Origin of the sequence: Pseudarthrobacter sp. J1738, assembly GCF_050490315.1 — a bacterium.
Taxonomy (GTDB): domain Bacteria; phylum Actinomycetota; class Actinomycetes; order Actinomycetales; family Micrococcaceae; genus JBNPEO01.
In genome coordinates this window covers 121,067-140,234 of the sequence record NZ_JBNPEO010000002.1, presented here as the reverse complement: position 1 = coordinate 140,234, position 19,168 = coordinate 121,067, and the positions used below count along the sequence as shown (strand labels likewise).

The 19,168-nt window shown below is 57.6% G+C and carries 15 protein-coding genes; 10 read left to right on the top strand and 5 right to left on the bottom strand.

Features of this window, described 5'->3' with window-relative positions; all coding sequences use genetic code 11:
* Nucleotides 1–40 precede the first annotated feature (40 nt).
* Nucleotides 41–1,000 carry a pyridoxal 5'-phosphate synthase lyase subunit PdxS gene (gene pdxS, locus ACQR35_RS04280; protein WP_430269319.1) on the top strand — a complete coding sequence of 320 codons (960 nt, stop codon included), beginning with the start codon at nucleotides 41–43 and terminating at the stop codon, nucleotides 998–1,000.
* A gap of 63 nt (nucleotides 1,001–1,063) precedes the next feature.
* Here pdxS and ACQR35_RS04275 read toward each other — a convergent pair whose 3' ends face one another.
* Entirely contained in the window at nucleotides 1,064–3,076 is a 2,013-nt protein-coding gene (locus ACQR35_RS04275) for a M3 family metallopeptidase (RefSeq protein ID WP_430269318.1), read from the bottom strand.
* Nucleotides 3,077–3,223: 147 nt separating this feature from the next.
* Nucleotides 3,224–5,899, bottom strand: coding sequence for an asparagine synthase (glutamine-hydrolyzing) (asnB, locus tag ACQR35_RS04270; RefSeq protein WP_430269317.1), 2,676 nt, complete (start codon nucleotides 5,897–5,899; stop codon nucleotides 3,224–3,226).
* A 97-nt stretch (nucleotides 5,900–5,996) separates the two neighbouring features.
* Here asnB and pdxT point away from each other — a divergent pair, with 97 nt between their 5' ends.
* The 9 genes from pdxT to ACQR35_RS04225 all read left to right on the top strand — a co-directional run bounded on the left by pdxT (nucleotide 5,997) and on the right by ACQR35_RS04225 (nucleotide 15,989).
* A complete protein-coding gene (gene pdxT, locus ACQR35_RS04265; protein WP_430269316.1) occupies nucleotides 5,997–6,686 on the top strand; it encodes a pyridoxal 5'-phosphate synthase glutaminase subunit PdxT in 690 nt (229 codons plus the stop codon).
* 3 nt (nucleotides 6,687–6,689) lie between these two features.
* Nucleotides 6,690–7,445, top strand: a complete 756-nt coding sequence (locus ACQR35_RS04260; protein ID WP_430267244.1) for a YebC/PmpR family DNA-binding transcriptional regulator — start codon at nucleotides 6,690–6,692, stop codon at nucleotides 7,443–7,445.
* Between the two features lie 47 nt (nucleotides 7,446–7,492).
* Nucleotides 7,493–8,071: a crossover junction endodeoxyribonuclease RuvC gene (gene ruvC, locus ACQR35_RS04255; protein WP_430267243.1), complete on the top strand. Its 579-nt coding sequence runs from the start codon at nucleotides 7,493–7,495 to the stop codon at nucleotides 8,069–8,071.
* Nucleotides 8,072–8,144: 73 nt separating this feature from the next.
* Nucleotides 8,145–8,801 (top strand): Holliday junction branch migration protein RuvA, encoded by a 657-nt coding sequence (ruvA, locus tag ACQR35_RS04250; RefSeq protein WP_430267242.1) that lies wholly within the window; start codon nucleotides 8,145–8,147, stop codon nucleotides 8,799–8,801.
* Between the two features lie 6 nt (nucleotides 8,802–8,807).
* Complete coding sequence (gene ruvB, locus ACQR35_RS04245) at nucleotides 8,808–9,944, top strand: Holliday junction branch migration DNA helicase RuvB (protein WP_430267241.1); 1,137 nt, start codon at nucleotides 8,808–8,810, stop codon at nucleotides 9,942–9,944.
* A gap of 205 nt (nucleotides 9,945–10,149) precedes the next feature.
* Nucleotides 10,150–10,539, top strand: coding sequence for a preprotein translocase subunit YajC (locus ACQR35_RS04240; protein WP_430269486.1), 390 nt, complete (start codon nucleotides 10,150–10,152; stop codon nucleotides 10,537–10,539).
* A 118-nt stretch (nucleotides 10,540–10,657) separates the two neighbouring features.
* Nucleotides 10,658–12,418 carry a protein translocase subunit SecD gene (secD, locus tag ACQR35_RS04235; protein WP_430269485.1) on the top strand — a complete coding sequence of 587 codons (1,761 nt, stop codon included), beginning with the start codon at nucleotides 10,658–10,660 and terminating at the stop codon, nucleotides 12,416–12,418.
* Complete coding sequence (gene secF / locus ACQR35_RS04230) at nucleotides 12,418–13,413, top strand: protein translocase subunit SecF (RefSeq protein WP_430269315.1); 996 nt, start codon at nucleotides 12,418–12,420, stop codon at nucleotides 13,411–13,413. Before secD ends, secF begins: the two co-directional genes overlap by 1 nt.
* A 308-nt stretch (nucleotides 13,414–13,721) precedes the next feature.
* Nucleotides 13,722–15,989: a RelA/SpoT family protein gene (locus ACQR35_RS04225; RefSeq protein WP_430269484.1), complete on the top strand. Its 2,268-nt coding sequence runs from the start codon at nucleotides 13,722–13,724 to the stop codon at nucleotides 15,987–15,989.
* Here the strand turns inward: ACQR35_RS04225 and ACQR35_RS04220 are convergent.
* The 3 genes from ACQR35_RS04220 to ACQR35_RS04210 all read right to left on the bottom strand — a co-directional run bounded on the left by ACQR35_RS04220 (nucleotide 15,986) and on the right by ACQR35_RS04210 (nucleotide 19,122).
* Nucleotides 15,986–16,648: a type IV toxin-antitoxin system AbiEi family antitoxin gene (locus tag ACQR35_RS04220; protein WP_430269314.1), complete on the bottom strand. Its 663-nt coding sequence runs from the start codon at nucleotides 16,646–16,648 to the stop codon at nucleotides 15,986–15,988. The two genes, ACQR35_RS04225 and ACQR35_RS04220, sit on opposite strands and share 4 nt — an antisense overlap.
* A 130-nt stretch (nucleotides 16,649–16,778) precedes the next feature.
* Nucleotides 16,779–18,254: a DUF349 domain-containing protein gene (locus ACQR35_RS04215; protein WP_430269313.1), complete on the bottom strand. Its 1,476-nt coding sequence runs from the start codon at nucleotides 18,252–18,254 to the stop codon at nucleotides 16,779–16,781.
* A 70-nt stretch (nucleotides 18,255–18,324) separates the two neighbouring features.
* A complete protein-coding gene (locus ACQR35_RS04210) occupies nucleotides 18,325–19,122 on the bottom strand; it encodes a peptidylprolyl isomerase (protein ID WP_430267237.1) in 798 nt (265 codons plus the stop codon).
* Nucleotides 19,123–19,168: the final 46 nt, after the last annotated feature.

The following is a 19,168-nucleotide window of genomic DNA, read 5'->3' as shown; positions in this document are numbered from 1 at the left end:
GCACCAGCGAAGTCCAATTTTTCTACCCATAGGGGTTTTTGTGTCTACACCTGAAGTAACCGGCGAATCCGGCAACGCCGCTGCCGCAGTTACCGGCAGCAGCCGTGTTAAGCGCGGCATGGCGGAAATGCTCAAGGGCGGCGTCATTATGGACGTTGTCAACGTAGAGCAGGCGCGCATCGCCGAAGACGCCGGTGCCGTAGCCGTTATGGCCCTCGAGCGTGTGCCAGCTGACATTCGCGCTCAAGGTGGCGTGTCTCGTATGTCTGATCCGGACATGATCGACGCCATCATTGATGCCGTTTCCATCCCGGTCATGGCCAAGGCCCGCATCGGTCACTTTGTTGAGGCTCAGGTCCTTCAGTCCCTCGGTGTTGACTACATCGACGAGTCCGAGGTTCTCACCCCGGCCGACTACATCAACCACATCGACAAGTGGAACTTCACTGTTCCCTTCGTTTGTGGCGCCACTAACCTTGGTGAAGCACTGCGTCGCATCAATGAAGGTGCCGCAATGATTCGCTCCAAGGGCGAAGCCGGTACCGGTGACGTCTCCAACGCTACGGGTCACATGCGCAAGATCCGCGCTGAGATCGCCAAGCTTTCCTCCATGCCGGAAGACGAGCTTTACGTTGCCGCCAAGGAACTTCAGGCACCGTATGAACTGGTTAAGGAAATTGCCGCCACCGGTAAGCTTCCCGTGGTGCTGTTCACCGCTGGTGGTATTGCTACCCCCGCTGACGCAGCCATGATGATGCAGCTCGGCGCCGATGGTGTATTTGTTGGCTCCGGTATCTTCAAGTCAGGCAACCCGGCAGAGCGTGCAGCATCGGTTGTGAAGGCCACCACCTTCTACGACGACCCTGACGTTATTGCCAAGGTTTCCCGCGGTTTGGGCGAGGCCATGGTGGGCATCAACGTGCCGCCGTCGCAGGCTCCGCAGGACCCCAGCCAGTTGACCAACACCGCGTTCACCCGTTTAGCTGATCGCGGCTGGTAAAAAGCCTTAAATAACGACGGCGGCCGCTCACCTCATGAGGTGACCGGCCGCCGTCGTATTTTTCTAGTCCAAACCGCGGCGGGTTAGCAGCGGCTGTAGGGCTGCGTCGCGGCCGCGGAAGGCGCGGAAGCTGTCTAACGGTTCGCGGCTGTTTCCGCGGGAGAGTAGTTCTTTGCGGAAGTGATCGCCGTTGGCCCTCGTGAGGCCGCCGTTTTCCTTGAACCATTCCACGGTGTCAGCGTCCAGGACTTCGCTCCAAATGTAGGAGTAGTAGCCGGCAGAGTAGCCGGAGCCGGCGAAGATGTGCTGGAAATAGCCCGTGCGGTAACGCGGGGCAATGAGATCGTGGGCCAACCCGGCAGCGGCGAGCGAAGATTCCTCAAAAGCAAGGGCATCGCCCGGAACGTCAGCGGCCGTGACGGTGTGCCAGGCCAAGTCCAACAGTGCAGCACCTAAGTATTCGGTGGTGCCAAAGCCTTCGCCCCATACCTGGGAATCAACCAGATTTTGAACGTCTGCAGCCGGCAAAGCCTCACCGCTCTGGTAGTGCTTGGCATAGTTGGCCAAAACCTCCGGCCACAGGATCCACATTTCGTTCACCTGCGAGGGGTACTCCACAAAGTCACGTGGCACGCTGGTCCCGGAAAACCGCGGGTAGGTGACGTTGGAAAACAGTCCGTGCAAGGCGTGACCGAACTCGTGGAACGCCGTCCGCACCTCGTCCAAAGTGAGCAAAGTTGGCTCACCGGCGGCCGGCTTGGAGATGTTCAGGTTGTTGATCACCACTGGTTTTCCGCCGAGCAATTCAGACTGATCCACCAATGAATTCATCCACGCACCGCCGCGCTTGGACTCACGGGTGTAGTAGTCACCCAAAAACAGGCCGAGACCGCTACCGTCAGCGTTAAAGACTTCCCACACACGAACGTCGGGGTGGTAGCCCTTGAGGTCCGGGCGCTCGGTGAAGGTGACACCGTAAAGCTTTTCGGCAGCGTAGAACACACCATCGCGCAGGACGGTCTCCAGCTCAAAGTAGGGCCGCAACGCCTGCTCATCCACGTTGTAACGGCTGCTCCGGACCTTGGCCGAATAGTACGCCCAGTCCCAGGCCTCGAGCGGATGGCCAGCGATTTCGGCGAGAGCCTCTGCCTCGCCGTTGGCGTTGCGGACAGCCGCCGGCGCTAAGCGCTGGAGCATTTCCTGAACCTGGTTGATGCCAGGAGCAGTTTGGTCCTCGAGGGCCAGTTCCGCGTAATTTGCGAACCCAAGAAGTGCTGCCTTTTCGGCGCGGAGCTTGACGAGTTCCAGAACAGTGGCCCTTACGTCCAAGTCCGAGTCATCAATCCCACGCCCGATCGAAGCTTGGTAGAGACGCTGACGGACCTCACGGTTGTTCAGGCTGGCCATGGCTGGCTGGTTGCTGGGCAAGATCAGCGTGAGGAGGTATTTGCCTGGGTGCCCTGCGGCGCTTGCTGCCTCGGCTGCGGTGTTTACATCGTCGGCGGGCAGACCGTCCAAGTCTGCAACGTCGTCGAGCATTAACGAAGCCTTTTTCATGGCTTCCTTGGCCCGCTGGCCGAAGTCGGTGCCAAGGTGCGAAAGCTCGGTATTTAACTCGCGTAAACGGCCCTGAGCACCGGTCTCGAGCTGGATGCCGGACTGACGGAACTCCTTGAGGTAATCCTCCACGAGCCGTGCTGACTCAGGATCAATGTTCTGGGTAGGAATTGCTGCGAACCGGTCATAGAGATCTCGATTCATAAACACTGCGTCCTGGTGCTGGGAGAACAGGGGGGAAAGCTTGGTTTCGAGCTCGCGAATCTGATCCGTAGCGTCCGCCGAAACTAGAGTAAAAAACCCTGCTGCGGCACGTTGCAACAGGGTTCCGGAACGCTCCATAGCCAGCGCAGTATTCTCAAAATTCGCGGCGTCAGGATTGCTAGTGATCGCGTTAATCTCGTTGAGATGTTCAGCAAGCCCGGCTTCCACTGCCTCGGCGTAATGTGCGGTGGTGATTTCGTTAAACGGGGGAAGCTGGTACGGCAGCGTGCTGGGGCTCAGGAGAGGATTAGTCATGAAATAAGACTTTCATACCCAAGGTGCTCGTGCCTAGAGCCTCTAGAAACCAGGACCTAAAGAAACAAGACAGTAAACAAAAAAGCTCGCGTTTGTGGCTCCACCCTAAGCTGGGTAGAGCCACAAACGCGAGCTAGTTCGGCGTAATTAGCTCTGTTTGAAGACCAAAGACATCGGGGTGGCCTGCGCGCCCTGACCCTGCGGGTTGTCCTTGAAGATCGCCTGGATGGTTTCCTTGGGCAAGTCAGTGTCATGACCCATGGCAACTACACCGAGATCGTTGGCATCCATGATTGCAGTGCCAGCGAAGGTTGCAGCGAACTCGGCCGGGACGCTCGCGCGAATCAGCTTGCTCAAGCGCTGAGCCACCAGCTCCGGATCCTTGGGAGCCAACTTCACCGAGTTAGCCGAAGATCCCAAGGAGTAGGGGGTGGCGCCGTCGATGGCGTTGATGTTGTTACCCACCACGTTGTAGAATACGCCGCTCTTGCCCTGGAACTTGCCCACAACACTGGCAGCAGCAGCTTTGACAATCAGCGGCAAACCCACCTCGTTGATGGCGATCTGCATGGACCACGGGCTGCCCAAACCGATCCCTGCCGGGGTGCGCTTCACAAACTTGCTGAGTACACGGGCTGCGGGGGAAACATTGATCTCCCAGACCGGGAAGGAACGGCCCTGAGTTATAGCTACGATCTTTTCGCTCACGAGTAGGTACCAAGGCTGCTGTGCGACGGCGGTTCGAGTCGCCTCGTCTGCCTCCGCCAGGCCGCTGAAGAAGCGCTGAACGTAACCCAAAACCTCGGGATCCAGATCCGTTTCACGCTTGAAAACACCAGTCTGAAGCGGGTAGCGGCGGAAGGTTGCCCCACCAGCCTCAGCCGGAACCGTGATGTCCAGGTTCTTGCCCGGGTTCGGTTCGTAGTCGCTCTTGTTTTCCTTAACGTCAGCCGGGGTTTCGTTCTGATCAATGAACTCACGGAACCACAACTCAACGTTAAGCAGACGCCAGAAAATCATGGTGTCGGCGTCGTTTTTGTCATTGAGGTATTCCTCAAAAGCCGTCAGAACTGCTTCGCGGTTCCAATACGGACGCTCAGCGAAGGAATTAGACATAAAGACCTGGTAAATCCGCTCCTTCATCAGCTTGAACCACTCCGCCTCGGGGGTGGTGAAACCGATCTTGTTGCGGCGGTTGCTGATCTTCTCAGGCAACAAACCACGCGTTGCGTCCCGGAGAATTCGCTTGTTCCAACCACCCTTGATGATCGCTTCATCGGAAAGGCTGAACAGGAACTTCACCACTTCCTTGTCCAAGAACGGCACACGGCCCTCCAGGGAGAAGCGCATGGTGTTTTTGTCCTCGTAGCGCAGCAGCGACGGCAAGGACTTGTGGAACAAATCGTCAATCAGGCGCAGCTTCATGTTGTCAGCAATGTTGCTGAAAGACTCGCCCTTGTACTGGCCAGTGAAGGACTTGTTCAGCAGCGAGCTCATGGCCACAGTCTTTTTGGCGGTGAGCTTGGACTGTAGGCGGAAACGGCCCAAGCGGTAGAAGATGTCCAGCGAGGACGTGGCTTCTTTCAGGAAGGTTTTGTAGTCACCCTTGGCCTTGAGCTGGCGCAAGTAAGCGAAGTAATACGGAATGTAGCCGGCCATCATCTCGTCGGCACCCTGGCCATCCAACAACACAGTGACGTGCTTGGAGGCTTCCTTCATCACGCAGTACTGCGCGTACGGGCCGGAGGAAATGATGGGCTCTTCCATGGTCCGCACAAAGTCATCCAAGTCAGCAGCAAAATTCTCTGCCTTGGGAAGGATCTTGTGGGCTTGGATGTTGCCGCTGCACTTGGCAATAGCTGCGTCAGCGTAGTGCTCTTCGTCGTTGATCGAATTGGGGAAAACAGCACTGAAGGTATTCTGCTTTGCACCAATCGAAGAGGTTGACTCGGCGTTCTCCTGCATCAGCTTGTTGATGGCGACCACCACCGCCGAAGAGTCCAAACCACCGGAGAGGGCCGAGCCCACAGGAACTTCAGATTTCAGGCGCAGGCGAATGGCCTCGGTGAAACGCTGACGGTACTCCTCGGTCACAGCCGGTGTGTATTCGCGGTTGACCGTGGAGAGCTCTTCGAGTTCTTCACGCAGGCGGGTAAATGAGCTGATCTGGAAGGTGCCAGTCTCATTGTTGATGTGCATCATCTCGCCGGGCTGCAACTTGGAGACGCCGTCAAAGAAGGTCTCTGAAGAGTCATCGTGGATGCGGTACTGCAAGTAGCGGTACAAAATGCGCTCGTTGGCTTTGCGGGCCACCTTGCCGGTCTGAAGAATCGGCTTGATTTCTGAGGCAAAAATGATCTTGGGCGCTGCATCGGTTCCGGCGTTAGCCCAGTACAGAGGTTTGATACCAAAGTGGTCGCGTGCCAGAACGGTGACGTTCTTTTTCTTGTCCAGGATGGCGAAAGCGAACATACCGTTAAAGCGGTCAAACGCTTCAGTGCCCCACTGCTCATAGGACTGCAGCACCACTTCAGTGTCCGATTGTGTACGGAAGGACCGGCCCAAAGCCTCGAGCTCGGCGCGCAACTCTTGGTAGTTGTACACCTCGCCGTTGTACACCAAAACGGTGTCGCCATCGGCGCTAATCATCGGCTCTTGGCCGTGCGCGACGTCGATAATCGAGAGCCTGCGGTGGGCCAAACCCACGTTGCCTTCGGTGAAGTAGCCCTCGCCGTCGGGGCCGCGGTGCTCGATGCAGTCATTCATAACCCGCAACATCGCTTCATCTTCACCAAAACCGTGGTAACCGGCGATTCCGCACATAGTGCCTACCTCTTCGCTCGTCTTTTGAATCCTTGTCAATGCTACTGGGTTCAGTGCTCCGCAGCTCCGGGGCGCACCACACGCCTAGAATGTTCAGGTGAAAGTTGCACACACTGCTGATCCACTTGTTGGAGTTCTTGCCCTCCAAGGCGATGTTCGTGAACACATCCAGGCCGTAGAGCGTTCCGGCGCCAGAGCCATTGGTGTCCGCCGGCCCAGCGAACTGGCCAGCGTTGACGGGCTGATCATCCCGGGCGGGGAATCCACCACCATTGACAAACTCGCTAGGATCTTTGATCTGGCTGAGCCCATCAAGGAACGGATCCGTGAGGGGCTACCGGTCTACGGCTCGTGCGCGGGCATGATTTTGTTGGCAGATGAGATCGCTGATCCCACCACTGACCTTAAAGGTGTCCCACAAGGCAGCTTTGGTGGACTGGATATTACGGTCCGGCGCAACGCCTTTGGCCGCCAACGCGAGTCCTTTGAAACGGACCTAGACTTCGCTGGTCTTGAATTCAGCGCTGGCCGTAACGGCAACCCCGAGGTAGAGAAAGTCCATGCAGTATTTATCCGTGGGCCTTGGGTGGAACGTGTGGGCGACGGGGTAGAAATCTTGGCCCAAGTTGAACCGCGAAACGCCGCACACACCGAGACTTTGCATGGAAAGGCTAGAATTGTGGCAGTGCGCTCCGGCCAATTGCTGGCTACCTCCTTCCACCCGGAAGTGACGGGGGAGTTGCGCGTCCACGAACTTTTTATTCGCATGATCAGAGGAGAAGCGTAAAGCATGTCAGGCCACTCCAAATGGGCAACCACTAAGCACAAGAAGGCCATCCTCGATAGCCGCCGCGCGAAGTCCTTTGCCAAGCTGATCAAGAACATTGAAGTTGCTGCACGTATGGGCGGCCCGGACCTCTCCGGTAACCCTGGTTTGGAACTTGCCGTGACCAAGGCAAAAAAGACTTCGGTGCCCGCTGACAATATTGACCGCGCCATCAAGCGCGGCGCTGGCCTCACCGGTGAGGTTGTTGACTACACCGAGATTATGTACGAATGCCGCGGCCCGCAGGGTTCTGCACTGTTGATTGAGTGCCTTACCGATAACAAGAACCGTGCAGCCTCTGAGGTTCGCTTGGCCATTTCCCGCAACGGCGGAACCATCGCAGATCCCGGCTCGGTCAGCTACCTCTTCAGCCGCAAGGGTGTTGTAGCGCTGCAGAAGAACGGTCTGAGTGAAGACGACGTTCTGATGGCTGTTTTGGACGCAGGTGCCGAGGAAGTTAAAGACGACGGCGACACCTGGGAAATCCTCTCCGAGCCGCAGGACCTGCAGGCTATCCGTGACGCACTCAAAGAAGCTGGCATCGAGTATGACACCGATGAAGCCGAGTTTGTTCCGTCCATGGAAGTTCCTTTGGACGTTGAGGGTGCCAAGAAGTTTATGAAGCTCGTTGATGCTCTCGAGGAGTTGGATGACGTTCAGAACGTCTACACCAACGCCGATTTGAGCGAAGAAGTTCAGGCCGCCCTCGAAGCGGAGTAGGACTTAACACAGTGCACTAATCGCAAACAATTTGAGGAGGCCCGGAGTTGACCCTGCGCGTTTTGGGAGTTGACCCGGGCCTTACTCGTTGCGGTTTGGGCGTGGTGGATGTCGAACGTAACCGCCGCGCAACCATGGTGGACGTGGGAGTTGTTGGCTCCACGCCTGACCAGACGTTGGATCAGCGATTGCTCGTGATTGCCAACGCCATTGATGAGTGGTTAGACCGCTACCAGCCCGATGTCCTTGCCGTGGAGCGAGTGTTCTCCCAACTCAACGTGAGCACTGTGATGGGTGTGGCCCAGGCGTCAGGCGTGGTGATTGCGGCGGCGGCGCGTCGTGGTATCCCGGTGGCTCTCCATACGCCGTCGGAAGTTAAAGCTGCTGTGACCGGTAGCGGTACTTCCAATAAAGAAGCCGTCACCAAACTGGTCACCAAGATCCTGCGGCTGGAAAATTCGCCGCGTCCAGCTGACGCTGCTGACGCCTTAGCCTTGGCGATTACGCACGCTTGGCGGGCTGGAAGCGGCGCAGCGATTTCGACGACGGGACCCGGCAGTGACTCGCTCACACCAGCCCAGCGGGCTTGGGCTGAGGCCGAAGCTAAGGCACGCCGCAAACACTGAATGGCTCTTTCTGTCAGGGCCGCACGCTACGCTATTCGTAGATATGTTCGGATAGCAGTTCAGGAGAAACTCTGTGATCAGTTTTCTACGCGGCCCCGTGGCGCACCTTGGTTTGTCCACTGCGGTCATCGATCTCAACGGTGCGGGTATGTCAGTGAACGCCACCCCGCAAACCCTTGGGACCTTGCGGGTGGGCGAGGAAGCCAAGCTGTTCACGTCGATGATTGTCCGCGAGGATTCACTGACGCTGTTCGGGTTTAAGGACGACGACGAACGCGAAGTTTTCGATATTCTCCTCACCGTTAGCGGTGTGGGGCCGCGCTTGGCGTTGGCAGTGCTCGCCGTTCACGATCCAGAGACCATTCGGGTGGCTGCCCATTCTGGTGACGGCAAAGCATTTACCAAAGTTCCTGGCATCGGGCCCAAAGTCGCCGGCAGGATTGTGCTGGAACTGGCTGGAAAGCTTGTCCCTCACGGCACACCGGCCAGCGCCCCAGCAACGCCTGCCGTTGTGGGCGAAGCGCTGTGGAAACCCAAAGTTGTGGCCGCCATGGCATCGCTTGGCTGGTCGGAAAAGGATGCTGGCGCCAGTGTGGACAAGGCGATGGCGGATTCCCCCGAGATCGCAGAGGGCGGCAATGTTGCCGAAATTTTGCGAGCCACCTTGCGTTGGTTGGGTCAAGATGGCGCCCGAACCTCAAGCCGCGCACCTGCGGCAAGGCAGGGGTAGGCACTCGTGAGTGAACCGTCCCTGATGAACGGGGGAGAGGAACCGGAGGAGCGGCTCATTGAGGCAGCTCTTCGGCCCAAAAACCTTGATGACTTTGTGGGCCAGCACCGTGTCCGCAAACAACTGGACTTGGTCCTGCAAGCCTCCCGTATGCGTGGGCGCAGCGCTGATCACGTCTTGCTTTCCGGCCCGCCAGGCTTAGGTAAAACCACTCTGGCTATGATCATTGCTGCCGAAATGAATGCCCCACTGCGCATCAGTAGTGGTCCGGCGATTCAACACGCGGGCGACTTAGCAGCCATTCTGTCTTCGCTCTCCGATGGCGAAGTGCTGTTTCTCGATGAAATCCACCGGATGTCCCGTCCGGCCGAGGAAATGCTGTACATGGCCATGGAAGATTTCCGGGTGGACATTGTGGTGGGCAAAGGCGCAGGCGCAACGGCCATCCCACTAGAACTGCCGCCCTTCACTCTGGTGGGTGCAACTACGCGCGCCGGTTTGCTGCCTGGCCCTCTCCGCGACCGTTTCGGGTTTACCGGGCACTTGGAGTTCTATGCGGTGGAAGAACTGGAACTGGTCTTGCGCCGTTCAGCTGGTTTGCTGGACCTGAAGGTGAACTCCGCTGGCTTTTCCCAGATTGCGGGCCGCTCACGTGGTACACCGCGTATCGCGAACCGGCTCTTGCGCCGTGTCCGTGACTGGGCGTTGGTTCACGGAATCGAGCAGATCGATGCCCGCACGGCCTCTGCCGCGTTGGATATGTACGAAGTGGACCACAAGGGGTTGGACCGTCTGGACCGTGCAGTCCTAGAAGCTCTGGTTCACAAATTTGGTGGCGGTCCAGTGGGCCTGTCCACGCTCGCCATCGCCATTGGTGAAGAACCCGAAACTGTAGAAACCGTGGCCGAACCATTTTTGGTGCGCGAAGGACTCCTCGGTAGAACCCCTCGGGGTCGTATAGCTATGGCGGCCGCGTGGGAACACCTAGGTCTCACTGCCCCCGAAGGGAGTTTTGGCCAGGCTGGTTCGGCGGCACGTCAAGCAGAGCTCTTTGGCGAAGTGTTCGAGGATTCTGCCGAGGGCTCAATCGAGCCGCAGACACCCATTGCTTACGGTGATAGCCAGACATTTCGACGCGGCTAGGGGTTGTTGGAACTCCTTGTGTACGGGGTTTCCGCTTAGACTGATATGACGCTCGGCACGTTTTCGCCTCGTTGTCCGGCCGTTTGACCTGCGATCCATTGGAATCTACGGGTAGTATCACCACCGAATTGCATCTAAGAACGGAATTTTCCCTGTGGATATCACCACCATCTTGCTTTTTGTCATCTTCGCCGTGTTCATCTTTATGATGTTCCGCCGCAATAAGAAGGCGCAGCAGGCTCAACAGACTCTTCAGTCCCAGTTCGCCCCGGGTGTGGACGTTATGACTAGCTTTGGTCTCTACGGCACCATCGTGTCCATGGACGAAGAGAACAACAAGGTAGTGCTGGAACTTTCCCCCGGTAACCTAGCCACCGTTCACCGTCAGGCCGTTACCAAGATTGTTGAGCCGGAAACCGCCGCTGTTCCCAACGACGCTTCCTCGCTGACCGCCGATGAGGTTGTCGCCGAGGAAAACACCACTGCTAACGATGCAACCCTGAACAAGGGCCCCGTTGCAGATGCGCCGGTTGCCAATGAAACGCCTGAGGAAACCATCAACCGTCTCAACGAGGAAGGCAACAAGGACAAGTAGTCAACCCAGCAATCTGGATCGGAATTCGGCGGTGCGAGAACGCGCCGTCGAATTTCCATGGGTCCAAGATTCTCTGAGTATCCTGCCGCTCTGACGGCACCCAAAAGAAAGATCGATGATGGCACGAAAAGGCCCGAAGAACCCCGCGCGGCGCACGCTGCTGTGGCTGGGCGTTATCTTGTTGGCCCTCGCGGCGGTGTTGACCGGCGGTGTGGTTACTAACAATGCTACGTGGCAGCCCAAGCTCGCTTTGGACCTTGAAGGCGGAACCCAGATGATCCTGGCACCGCGGGTAGAGGGCGGCGGATCAGTCAACGAGGAACAACTGAACCAAGCGGTGGAAATCATCCGCCAACGCGTTGACGGTTCAGGTGTTTCCGAGGCTGAAATTAGCACGCAGTCTGGCCGCAATGTTGTAGTGAGCCTTCCCGGCACTCCCAGCGCCGAGACTCGTGCCTTGATTCAGGCTTCTGCCGACATGAACTTCCGTCCCGTCATTCAGAGCGGCGACGGGGCAGCTGTGCCTGCTGCTTCACGCACGGCCGCAGATAAGCTGCCCCAGCCAACTGCCAAGCCCACCAATGGCAGCGATCAGAACTGGGTGACAGCAGACGTTTATAAGCAGTTCGAGGCATTGGATTGCTCCACCCTGACCGGAGCCCAAAAGGCTGCCCGGTCAGATCCGGCCAAACCACTAGTCACCTGTGAAGTAGCAACGGCTACCACACCTGCGATCAAGTACATCCTTGGACCGGTTGAAGTGAAGGGCCAGGATATTTCCGGTTCATCGTTCCAACTCCAGCAGGGACGCCAAGGTGCAGTGACTAATGACTGGGCCGTCAACATTCAGTTCAACGCTGAAGGTACCGCTAAGTTCAAAGAAGTTACTCAGCGCTTGAACCAGTTCTACATTGCTGCTGGTGGCGAGCAAGGAACAGATCCGCGTTCTCAGTTCGCGATTGTTCTCGATGACAAGGTCATCTCTGCCCCGCGTTCTTTGGCTGTTATCACCGACGGCAAGCCGCAGATCACCGGTAACTTCACAGAGGCTTCCGCTAAGGCACTTTCGGATCAGCTGAAGTTCGGTGCTTTGCCGATCAGTTTCGAGATCCAGTCTGATCAGCAGATATCGGCAACCCTTGGTGGCGAGCAACTTAAGATGGGTCTCTTGGCCGGTTTGATCGGTTTGCTGCTGGTGGTTGTTTACTCTCTCTTCCAGTACCGTGCTCTTGGTCTTGTCACTATTGCCTCCCTTGTGGTGGCTGGTGTCCTCACCTACCTCGCTATCGCGATTCTGGGCTGGACGGAAAACTACCGTCTGTCATTGGCTGGTGTGGCCGGTATCATCGTGGCGATCGGGCAGACAGCTGACTCGTTTATTGTCTACTTCGAGCGTATTCGTGATGAGCTACGCGAGGGCCGCGGACTAGTGTCCGCCGTTGAAAATGGTTGGAAGCGTGCCAAGCGTACGGTTCTAGCGTCCAAAGCAGTGAACCTTCTGGCAGCCGTGGTCCTCTACTTTGTGGCTGTAGGTAGCGTCCGAGGCTTCGCCTTCACTTTGGGTCTGACAGCACTGGCTGACCTCTTGGTGGTCTTTATGTTCACGCACCCCACACTGCAGCTCTTGGCTCGCACCAAGTTCTTCGGCGAGGGCCACCGCTTCTCGGGACTTGACCCGGAACGTTTGGGCGCTGTGCCGCTGTACCGTGGCGCTGGCCGGCTACGCGAACCGGGCGATCGTCCCGCCGTCGTACGCCCCAAGAACGCTGGAGCTGCAGCTGAGGCTGAGCGACGCATGACCATTGCCGAGCGACGCTTGGCCGAACGGCAGAACCAGCTTTCCGGTTCCGCTAAGAACACTGCGAAGGATGGCGAGTAATGTCTAGCTTCTTTTCAACCTTCGGTAACGAGCTCTACACCGGAAAGCGCTCTTACAACTTTGTGAATTCCAAAAAGATCTGGTTCGCGATCGCAGCGGTGCTGGTTCTCATCTCCATCTTGGTCCCGATCCTCAAGGGTGGTTTTAACCTTGGCATCGAGTTCCGCGGTGGATCCGAATTCACGGTTTCCCAGGTCAAAACCACCGACTCTCTCTTGGGCGAAAAAGCGGTTCATGATGTGGTGTCCGGTTCCGTACCGCGTGTTGCCAATGTTGCTGGCAACACCATGCGCATTCAGACGGACAAGCTCACTGCTGAACAGACAGTGGATCTGAAAGCTTCTTTGGCCAAGGCCTACGGTGTGACCCAAAACGAAGTCACTTCAAGCTTTGTTGGCCCCACCTGGGGTCAGGACGTCACCCAACAGGCACTCCTTGGTTTGGTGGTCTTTGTGGTGCTCGCCGCCGTGCTGATGGCTTTGTACTTCCGTACGTGGAAGATGTCCGTCTCCGCTCTGGCGGGCATGCTGGTAACGATGTTCATCACAGCCGGTGTGTACGCCTTGAGTGATTTTGAGGTGACTCCCTCGGCAATCATCGGATTTCTGACGGTTCTCAGCTACTCGCTCTATGACACAGTGGTGGTCTTCGACAAGATTCGCGAGAACACCGCACACATTTCCACATCCATGCGCCGTAGTTTTGGCGAAGAAGTGAACTTGGCCGTCAACCAAACCCTGGTGCGCTCCATCAACACCATGATGGTGGCAATCCTTCCGGTGGGTGCGATTTTGTTCATCGGTGCCGGGCTCTTGGGTGCTGGAACCCTGCGCGACCTGTCCTTGGCCCTGTTTGTGGGCATCTTCATCGGTACCTTGGCCACCATCTTCATCGCCGCCCCGCTCTACGCGTGGCTGCGCGAGGGTGAACCGGAACTCGTCAAGCAGGCGAACAAGGTTGAGGCTCGCCGCGAATCAGAAGCTGCAACGGTGTAGTTGGACACGTTTTAGAACAGGCGCAGAAGGGGCCGGTGACTGGGTAAAGTCTCAGTCACCGGCCCCTTTGGTGTCTTCATTCTGCACTAGTCCCTGTTGCGGAATAGACTGGGTAAATTAAGTCAGGCGCGGAGGGCTCAACTGTGAAAGATAGTACGACGGCGGCAGCTCAGGACAGCGGTGCGGGCACGTCCCGTACGCCTGGGCAGAGTGCTAGTTCCAGTGCGGGCGAGGCTACGGCGAATGCCGCAGCAAACGCCGCTGCCGCTGCGCCCACAAGCATAGGTGTAGCCGTGGATAGATCCGGTATGCGCCCAACTTTCCCGGGCCGCCGCGAACGTACCCGCTCTCGCTTGGCAAGACTTACGGGCAGGGGAGCGGTGGGCTATTCGCCCATTCTGGAACCACTCCTGCGTATTGTGCGGGCCAACAACCCCAAAGAGGACCTAGAACAACTCCAGCGCGCGTTCTTGGTGGCTGAGCGCCAACATCAAGGCCAAAAGCGCAAGAGTGGGGACCCGTACATCACTCACCCGGTGGCGGTGGCAACAATCCTCGCTGAACTGGGTATGACCGGCACTACTCTGGCAGCAGCCCTATTGCATGACACGGTGGAGGACACGGACTACTCCCTTGAGCAGCTGACGAAGGACTTTGGTCCTGAAGTTGCCATGCTCGTGGACGGGGTCACCAAGTTAGACAAGGTCACCTTTGGTGATGCTGCCCAGTCCGAGACTGTGCGCAAAATGGTTGTGGCCATGGCCAAAGACATTCGTGTGCTGATGATCAAGCTTGCCGACCGCCTCCACAACGCCCGCACATGGCGTTTTGTTTCGGCTGAGTCTTCAGCGAAGAAAGCCCGCGAAACTCTTGAGATTTTTGCACCTCTGGCACACCGCTTGGGTATGAACACCATCAAGTGGGAACTCGAAGACTTGTCCTTCGCAGCTCTGTACCCGCGTGTGTACGAGGAAATTGTGCGCATGGTGGGGGACCGGACGCCGGAACGCGAAAAGAGCATTGCGGTTATCCGCAACCAGATCACGGAGGATCTGCGACAGTCCAAAATCAAGGCCACCATCAGCGGCCGCCCCAAGCACTACTATTCGATTTACCAAAAGATGATTGTGCGGAACAAAGAATTTGATGACATCAATGATTTGATGGGTATCCGAGTCTTGGTGGATACCGTTCGAGACTGTTACGCGGCCTTGGGCACCATGCACTCGCGTTGGAATCCCTTGCCTGAGCGGTTCAAAGACTACATCGCCATGCCCAAGTTCAATATGTACCAGTCACTTCACACCACGGTGATTGGGCCGGGTGGTAAACCCGTTGAGATCCAGATCCGAACTCACGAGATGCACCGCCGCGCCGAGTACGGTGTGGCGGCCCACTGGAAGTACAAAGACCAGCCCAACCGAACGGCCCAAGGCCCTGGTAGTCCGCGCGACGGCGACATGGGCTGGTTGCGGTCCCTAGTTGACTGGCAAGAAGAAACCTCGGATCCCGGCGAGTTCCTCGATTCGCTGCGTTTTGAGATCAAAACTCAAGAAGTATTTGTTTTCACCCCCAAGGGTGAAGTGATGGCTTTGCCGGCTGGTTCAACGCCCGTGGACTTTGCCTATGCCGTGCACACCGATGTTGGTCACCGCACCATTGGTGCGCGCGTCAACGGCAAATTGGTGCCGCTCAACAGTGAACTCAACCAAGGCGACTGGGTAGAGATCTTCACCTCCAAGGCAGAAGGCGCCGGGCCCAGCCAGGACTGGCAGAACTTTGTTAAGAGTGCACGGGCACGTAACAAGATCCGTCAGTGGTTCAGCAAAGAACGCCGTGAAGAAGCCATTGAAAAGGGCAAGGATCTCCTGACCCGCGCTTTGCGCAAACAAAACCTGCCGCTTCAAAAGCTCATGACACACGACGCGCTGATGGCAGTAGCCGAAGACTACAAGTACGTAGACATTTCCGGCCTCTACGCAGGCGTGGGCGACGGGCACACTTCAGCCCAGTCTGTGGTTGAAAAGATCCTGGACAATCTTGGTGGTCACGAGAGCCCAGACGATGACCTCGTGGAGATGACAGTCCCGGTCCACAAAGCCAGGGCGCGCGTCTCAGACTCCGGCGTGGTGGTCCGCGGTGTGGACGATGTGTGGGTCAAACTGGCACGTTGTTGCACCCCCGTTCCGCCGGATCCCATCTTGGGTTTTGTGACGCGTGGCTCGGGTGTCTCTGTGCACCGCACTGATTGCACTAACGTCTCAGGTTTGCGTGAGCAGCCGGACCGCATTGTGGAAGTTGAGTGGGCACCCACCCAATCGAGTGTGTTCCTGGTGGAGATTCAAGTTGAAGCCTTGGACCGTAAGAGCCTTCTTTCCGATGTGACACGCGTTCTCTCCGAGAACCATGTGAATATCCTGGCGGCTAGTGTCCATACTTCCACCGAGCGTGTTGCGATTTCCAAGTTCGCCTTTGAAATGGGAGATCCTAAGTACCTCAGCCACGTGCTTAGCGCAGTGCGCCGGATCGACGGTGTGTTTGATGTCTACCGCACCACTGGAAATCGGCGGCGTTAAACCGACTGGCAATGGTGCAGTTTCTTCGCGGTGAAGGGCTCGGTTTCATTTTCGAGGTACCAGAGTGCTTGGAGGGCCTTGAGTTTGTTGGGCACACGCGGTGTGGCAGAGACAGCGCTCACCAGCAATCGTTGGCTTAGTCCAAATTCTGGGTTGTCCAAGAACAATCGCAGGGCAGGGAGACTGTCCTCTGCCCGGACGTGCATGGCCAGATCAACTGCTGTTCGCAGTGGGCTTGTGACCATCAGCCCGCCCAAGCTCTGAACATCCATTTGCCCCAGATGAACTTCGTGGAGGTTGCAGCGAATGTGTGGACGCAGACTAGAGAGCCTCCGGTTGGCGTCTACAAGGAGTGTTAGCCGCTCTGGAACATCAGCACACCCGTGAATCCACGCAGCTGTCATTCGGCCGGCTACTACCTTTTGGCGCACGCGTTCTGGCACTTGCAGGCTGGCCGAACGGGCACGTAGGCGAGCAGCCTTAGGCAGAGCGGCAGAAACGTAACTCATCCCGTAAAGCGCCTGCAGGACGCCGTCGTTAGCCATGGACTGAAGTTCCGCAGAAGTGAACGGTGTCCCCGGCATCAGCACTGCGTCCGGGTTTGGAACGAATGCTGGGGGAGGCGGGTCAGCTGCGCTGGTGGCGGAGGCGGAATTCATTACTACATCTTGGCGTGTGCCCGCCAACGAGTACAGGGACCCTGCCCCGTATGTGGAAAACGGGGCAGGATCCCTGCGAATGTTTGATCTTCAGCGGCTCAGAGCCGCCGTGGGGGCTTGCAAAAAGCTGTTAGGCCAGTTCATCAGCTGACTTACGAATGGTCTCGAGCCAAGCTTCGCGTGCTTCAAGAGCTTCCTTAGCCGACTTGATCTTGCGCTGGTCTGAAGACTTCTCGGCCGCTGCCAGATCTTCCTTCAGTCCAGCGATCGTAGCCTCAAGCTGGTCCAGCATGCTGTTGGTACGTGCCTTAGTTTCAGGATCGGTACGGCGCCAGTTCTCGTCCTCCGCCTGACGTACTCCATCTTCGATCTTGCGCAGCCCAGCCTCCACCCGGCCCATGTCTGCGCGCGGAACCTTTCCGGCAGCTTCCCAGCGGTCACGAATGGACTGCAAAGCCTTCTTAGCTGCAGCCAGATCCTTCACCGGGAGGATGGACTGAGCTTCCACAAGAAGCTCTTCCTTCACCACAAGGTTGGCGGCGTAGCTTTGATCGATTTCGTCATTGGCTGCCTGGCGAGCCTTGAAGAAAACGTCCTGGGCGGCACGGAAACGAGCCCAGAGAGCGTCATCTTCCTTGCGGCTGGCACGCGGAGCGGCCTTCCACTGGTCCATCAATCGACGGTACTCACCTGCGGCGTAACCCCAGTCAGTTGAGCTAGCCAGCTCTTCGGCCTGAGTAATCAGTTGCTCTTTAGCGTTTTTGGCGGCCGCGTTGGTGCTGTCCAGCTGAGAGAAGTATGCGCGGCGGTGCTTGTCGAAGACGGTGCGTGCATGGCGGAATCGCTTCCACAAAGCGTCCTCAGTGGCACGGCCCAATCGCAAACCGGACTTCTGTGCCGTCTTCCAGCTCTCGAAGAGTTCGTTCATCCGGGCGCTTGAGGTCTTCCACTGGATAGAAGCCGGGTCTTGCGAAGAGATTTCTTCTGCCTCAGCGACGATCGCCTCACGGGAGCTAATCTCTTGGGCCCGGGCTGCTTCATGAGCTGCTTTTTCAGCAGCTTCAAGTTCAGCAATCTTGGTGGACAAGGCGTCCAAGCGGGCCTCAGCACCCAAGACGTCTCCCACCAGGTGTCGCTCGGCGAGGACTTCACGCAAGTGACCCACGGTTTTATTCATATCTGTGGTGGGTGCCTTAGATTCCACACGCTGTTCCAGCAAGAGAATCTGAGCTGCAACGTCTTCGTACTTCCGCGCAAAATATGCCAGGGCCTCGTCGGCACTAACATCCGGGTACTGACCCACTGGCTGCTCAACGCCGTCGACCGTTAGAAAGACGTGACCGTCCCCTTCAACTCGACCCCACTTTGCTGCCTCTACGAGGTTGACAGTGGGTGCTGCGGCAGCTGGTGCTGGCACCACTGCGGCGGGCTTGGGGCGTGCTGCAAAGGCGGCAGGGCTGGGCCGAGGGCCAGCAGGCGCAGAAGGAGCTGGTGCAGCAGGCGTTGCTGTCGCTGCGCTCTCGGGTGCATCGGTTTGGGAAGAAGTCACCTGCTCTTCAGTGCTGGCTGCTTCACGTGTTTCGTCGGATTGCTGACTGTTGGTCACCGCTAAAAGTCTTTCGCTTGGAGGATAATGCCCGAGTTGCCGGTGCGTAGTTGGCTTGCTGCGCCCAGATTTACTTCAGAGAGAACGAGTCTATCGTGACGGCCGCAGCAGGGGCGCCGTCTGTGGCTGTGCCCCCGCCTTTGATGCCCTTAGCAGCAATCTGTGTCACCACATCAAGGCCAGAGGTCACCTTGCCCATAATGGTGTAGCCGCCAGTGCTTTGATCCAACACGGTGTCCTTGTAGACAATAAAGAACTGCGTCCCATTGCTGGCGGTGGTGGCGCCTCGGGCTACGGCGATGCTGCCAGCTGGGTACTTCCCGTCTGCCGGGGTGTTTTCTACCGGTCCCCACTCGTAGCTGGTGTCAGCACTGCCTTTGCCGTCCTTTGAACCACACTGCAAAATACTTGCCGAGCCCGTGGTGAGCCGGTGGCAGCTGAGGCCCTTAAAGAAGTTCTGTTGGGTTAATGAAGCAAAAACTGCCGTGGCCTGTGGTGCTGTGGTGCCGTCAAGTTCAACACCCACTGCTTTGCCGTTAAGGCTCAACTGTCCGGTAAATTTTTTGCCTGCGGCGGTTTCAGGCTTGGGAATGTTGGCCCCATTCGTTGGGGACGCGCTGGCCGAGGGGCTAGCCGAGGCGCCACCCAGGCCGGCCTCGGCCGCGGCAAATTCTGCCTCCGTGGGGTTGGAGGCAAATGCTGTTAGCTGAAGAACAACCGCCAAAACCACGGCTACTGCAGCCACAATACCGATCAGAAAGTTATCCCGCTTGCGCCTGGCCAGTTGGTCTGTACGGAGGGCACGCTTGGCTTCCATCTGCGCGATTCGACGCTTCTGCTCGCGTAATTGCTTGCCGGTGCCGGCCATGGGCCCTCCTGAACCATTGGCGTTGCCGCAGGGCACATTAGAGTTT

What these genes read in the sequence shown, in the direction of transcription:
- ACQR35_RS04260 (WP_430267244.1), top strand. Translation starts at nt 6,690, where the DNA reads ATGTCAGGCCACTCCAAATGGGCAACCACTAAGCACAAGAAGGCCATC.
- secF (WP_430269315.1), top strand. Translation starts at nt 12,418, where the DNA reads ATGTCTAGCTTCTTTTCAACCTTCGGTAACGAGCTCTACACCGGAAAG.
- ACQR35_RS04225 (WP_430269484.1), top strand. Translation starts at nt 13,722, where the DNA reads ATGCGCCCAACTTTCCCGGGCCGCCGCGAACGTACCCGCTCTCGCTTG.
- ACQR35_RS04220 (WP_430269314.1), bottom strand. Translation starts at nt 16,648, where the DNA reads ATGAATTCCGCCTCCGCCACCAGCGCAGCTGACCCGCCTCCCCCAGCA.
- secD (WP_430269485.1), top strand. Translation starts at nt 10,658, where the DNA reads ATGGCACGAAAAGGCCCGAAGAACCCCGCGCGGCGCACGCTGCTGTGG.
- asnB (WP_430269317.1), bottom strand. Translation starts at nt 5,899, where the DNA reads ATGTGCGGAATCGCCGGTTACCACGGTTTTGGTGAAGATGAAGCGATG.
- ACQR35_RS04210 (WP_430267237.1), bottom strand. Translation starts at nt 19,122, where the DNA reads ATGGCCGGCACCGGCAAGCAATTACGCGAGCAGAAGCGTCGAATCGCG.
- ACQR35_RS04275 (WP_430269318.1), bottom strand. Translation starts at nt 3,076, where the DNA reads ATGACTAATCCTCTCCTGAGCCCCAGCACGCTGCCGTACCAGCTTCCC.
- ACQR35_RS04240 (WP_430269486.1), top strand. Translation starts at nt 10,150, where the DNA reads ATGATGTTCCGCCGCAATAAGAAGGCGCAGCAGGCTCAACAGACTCTT.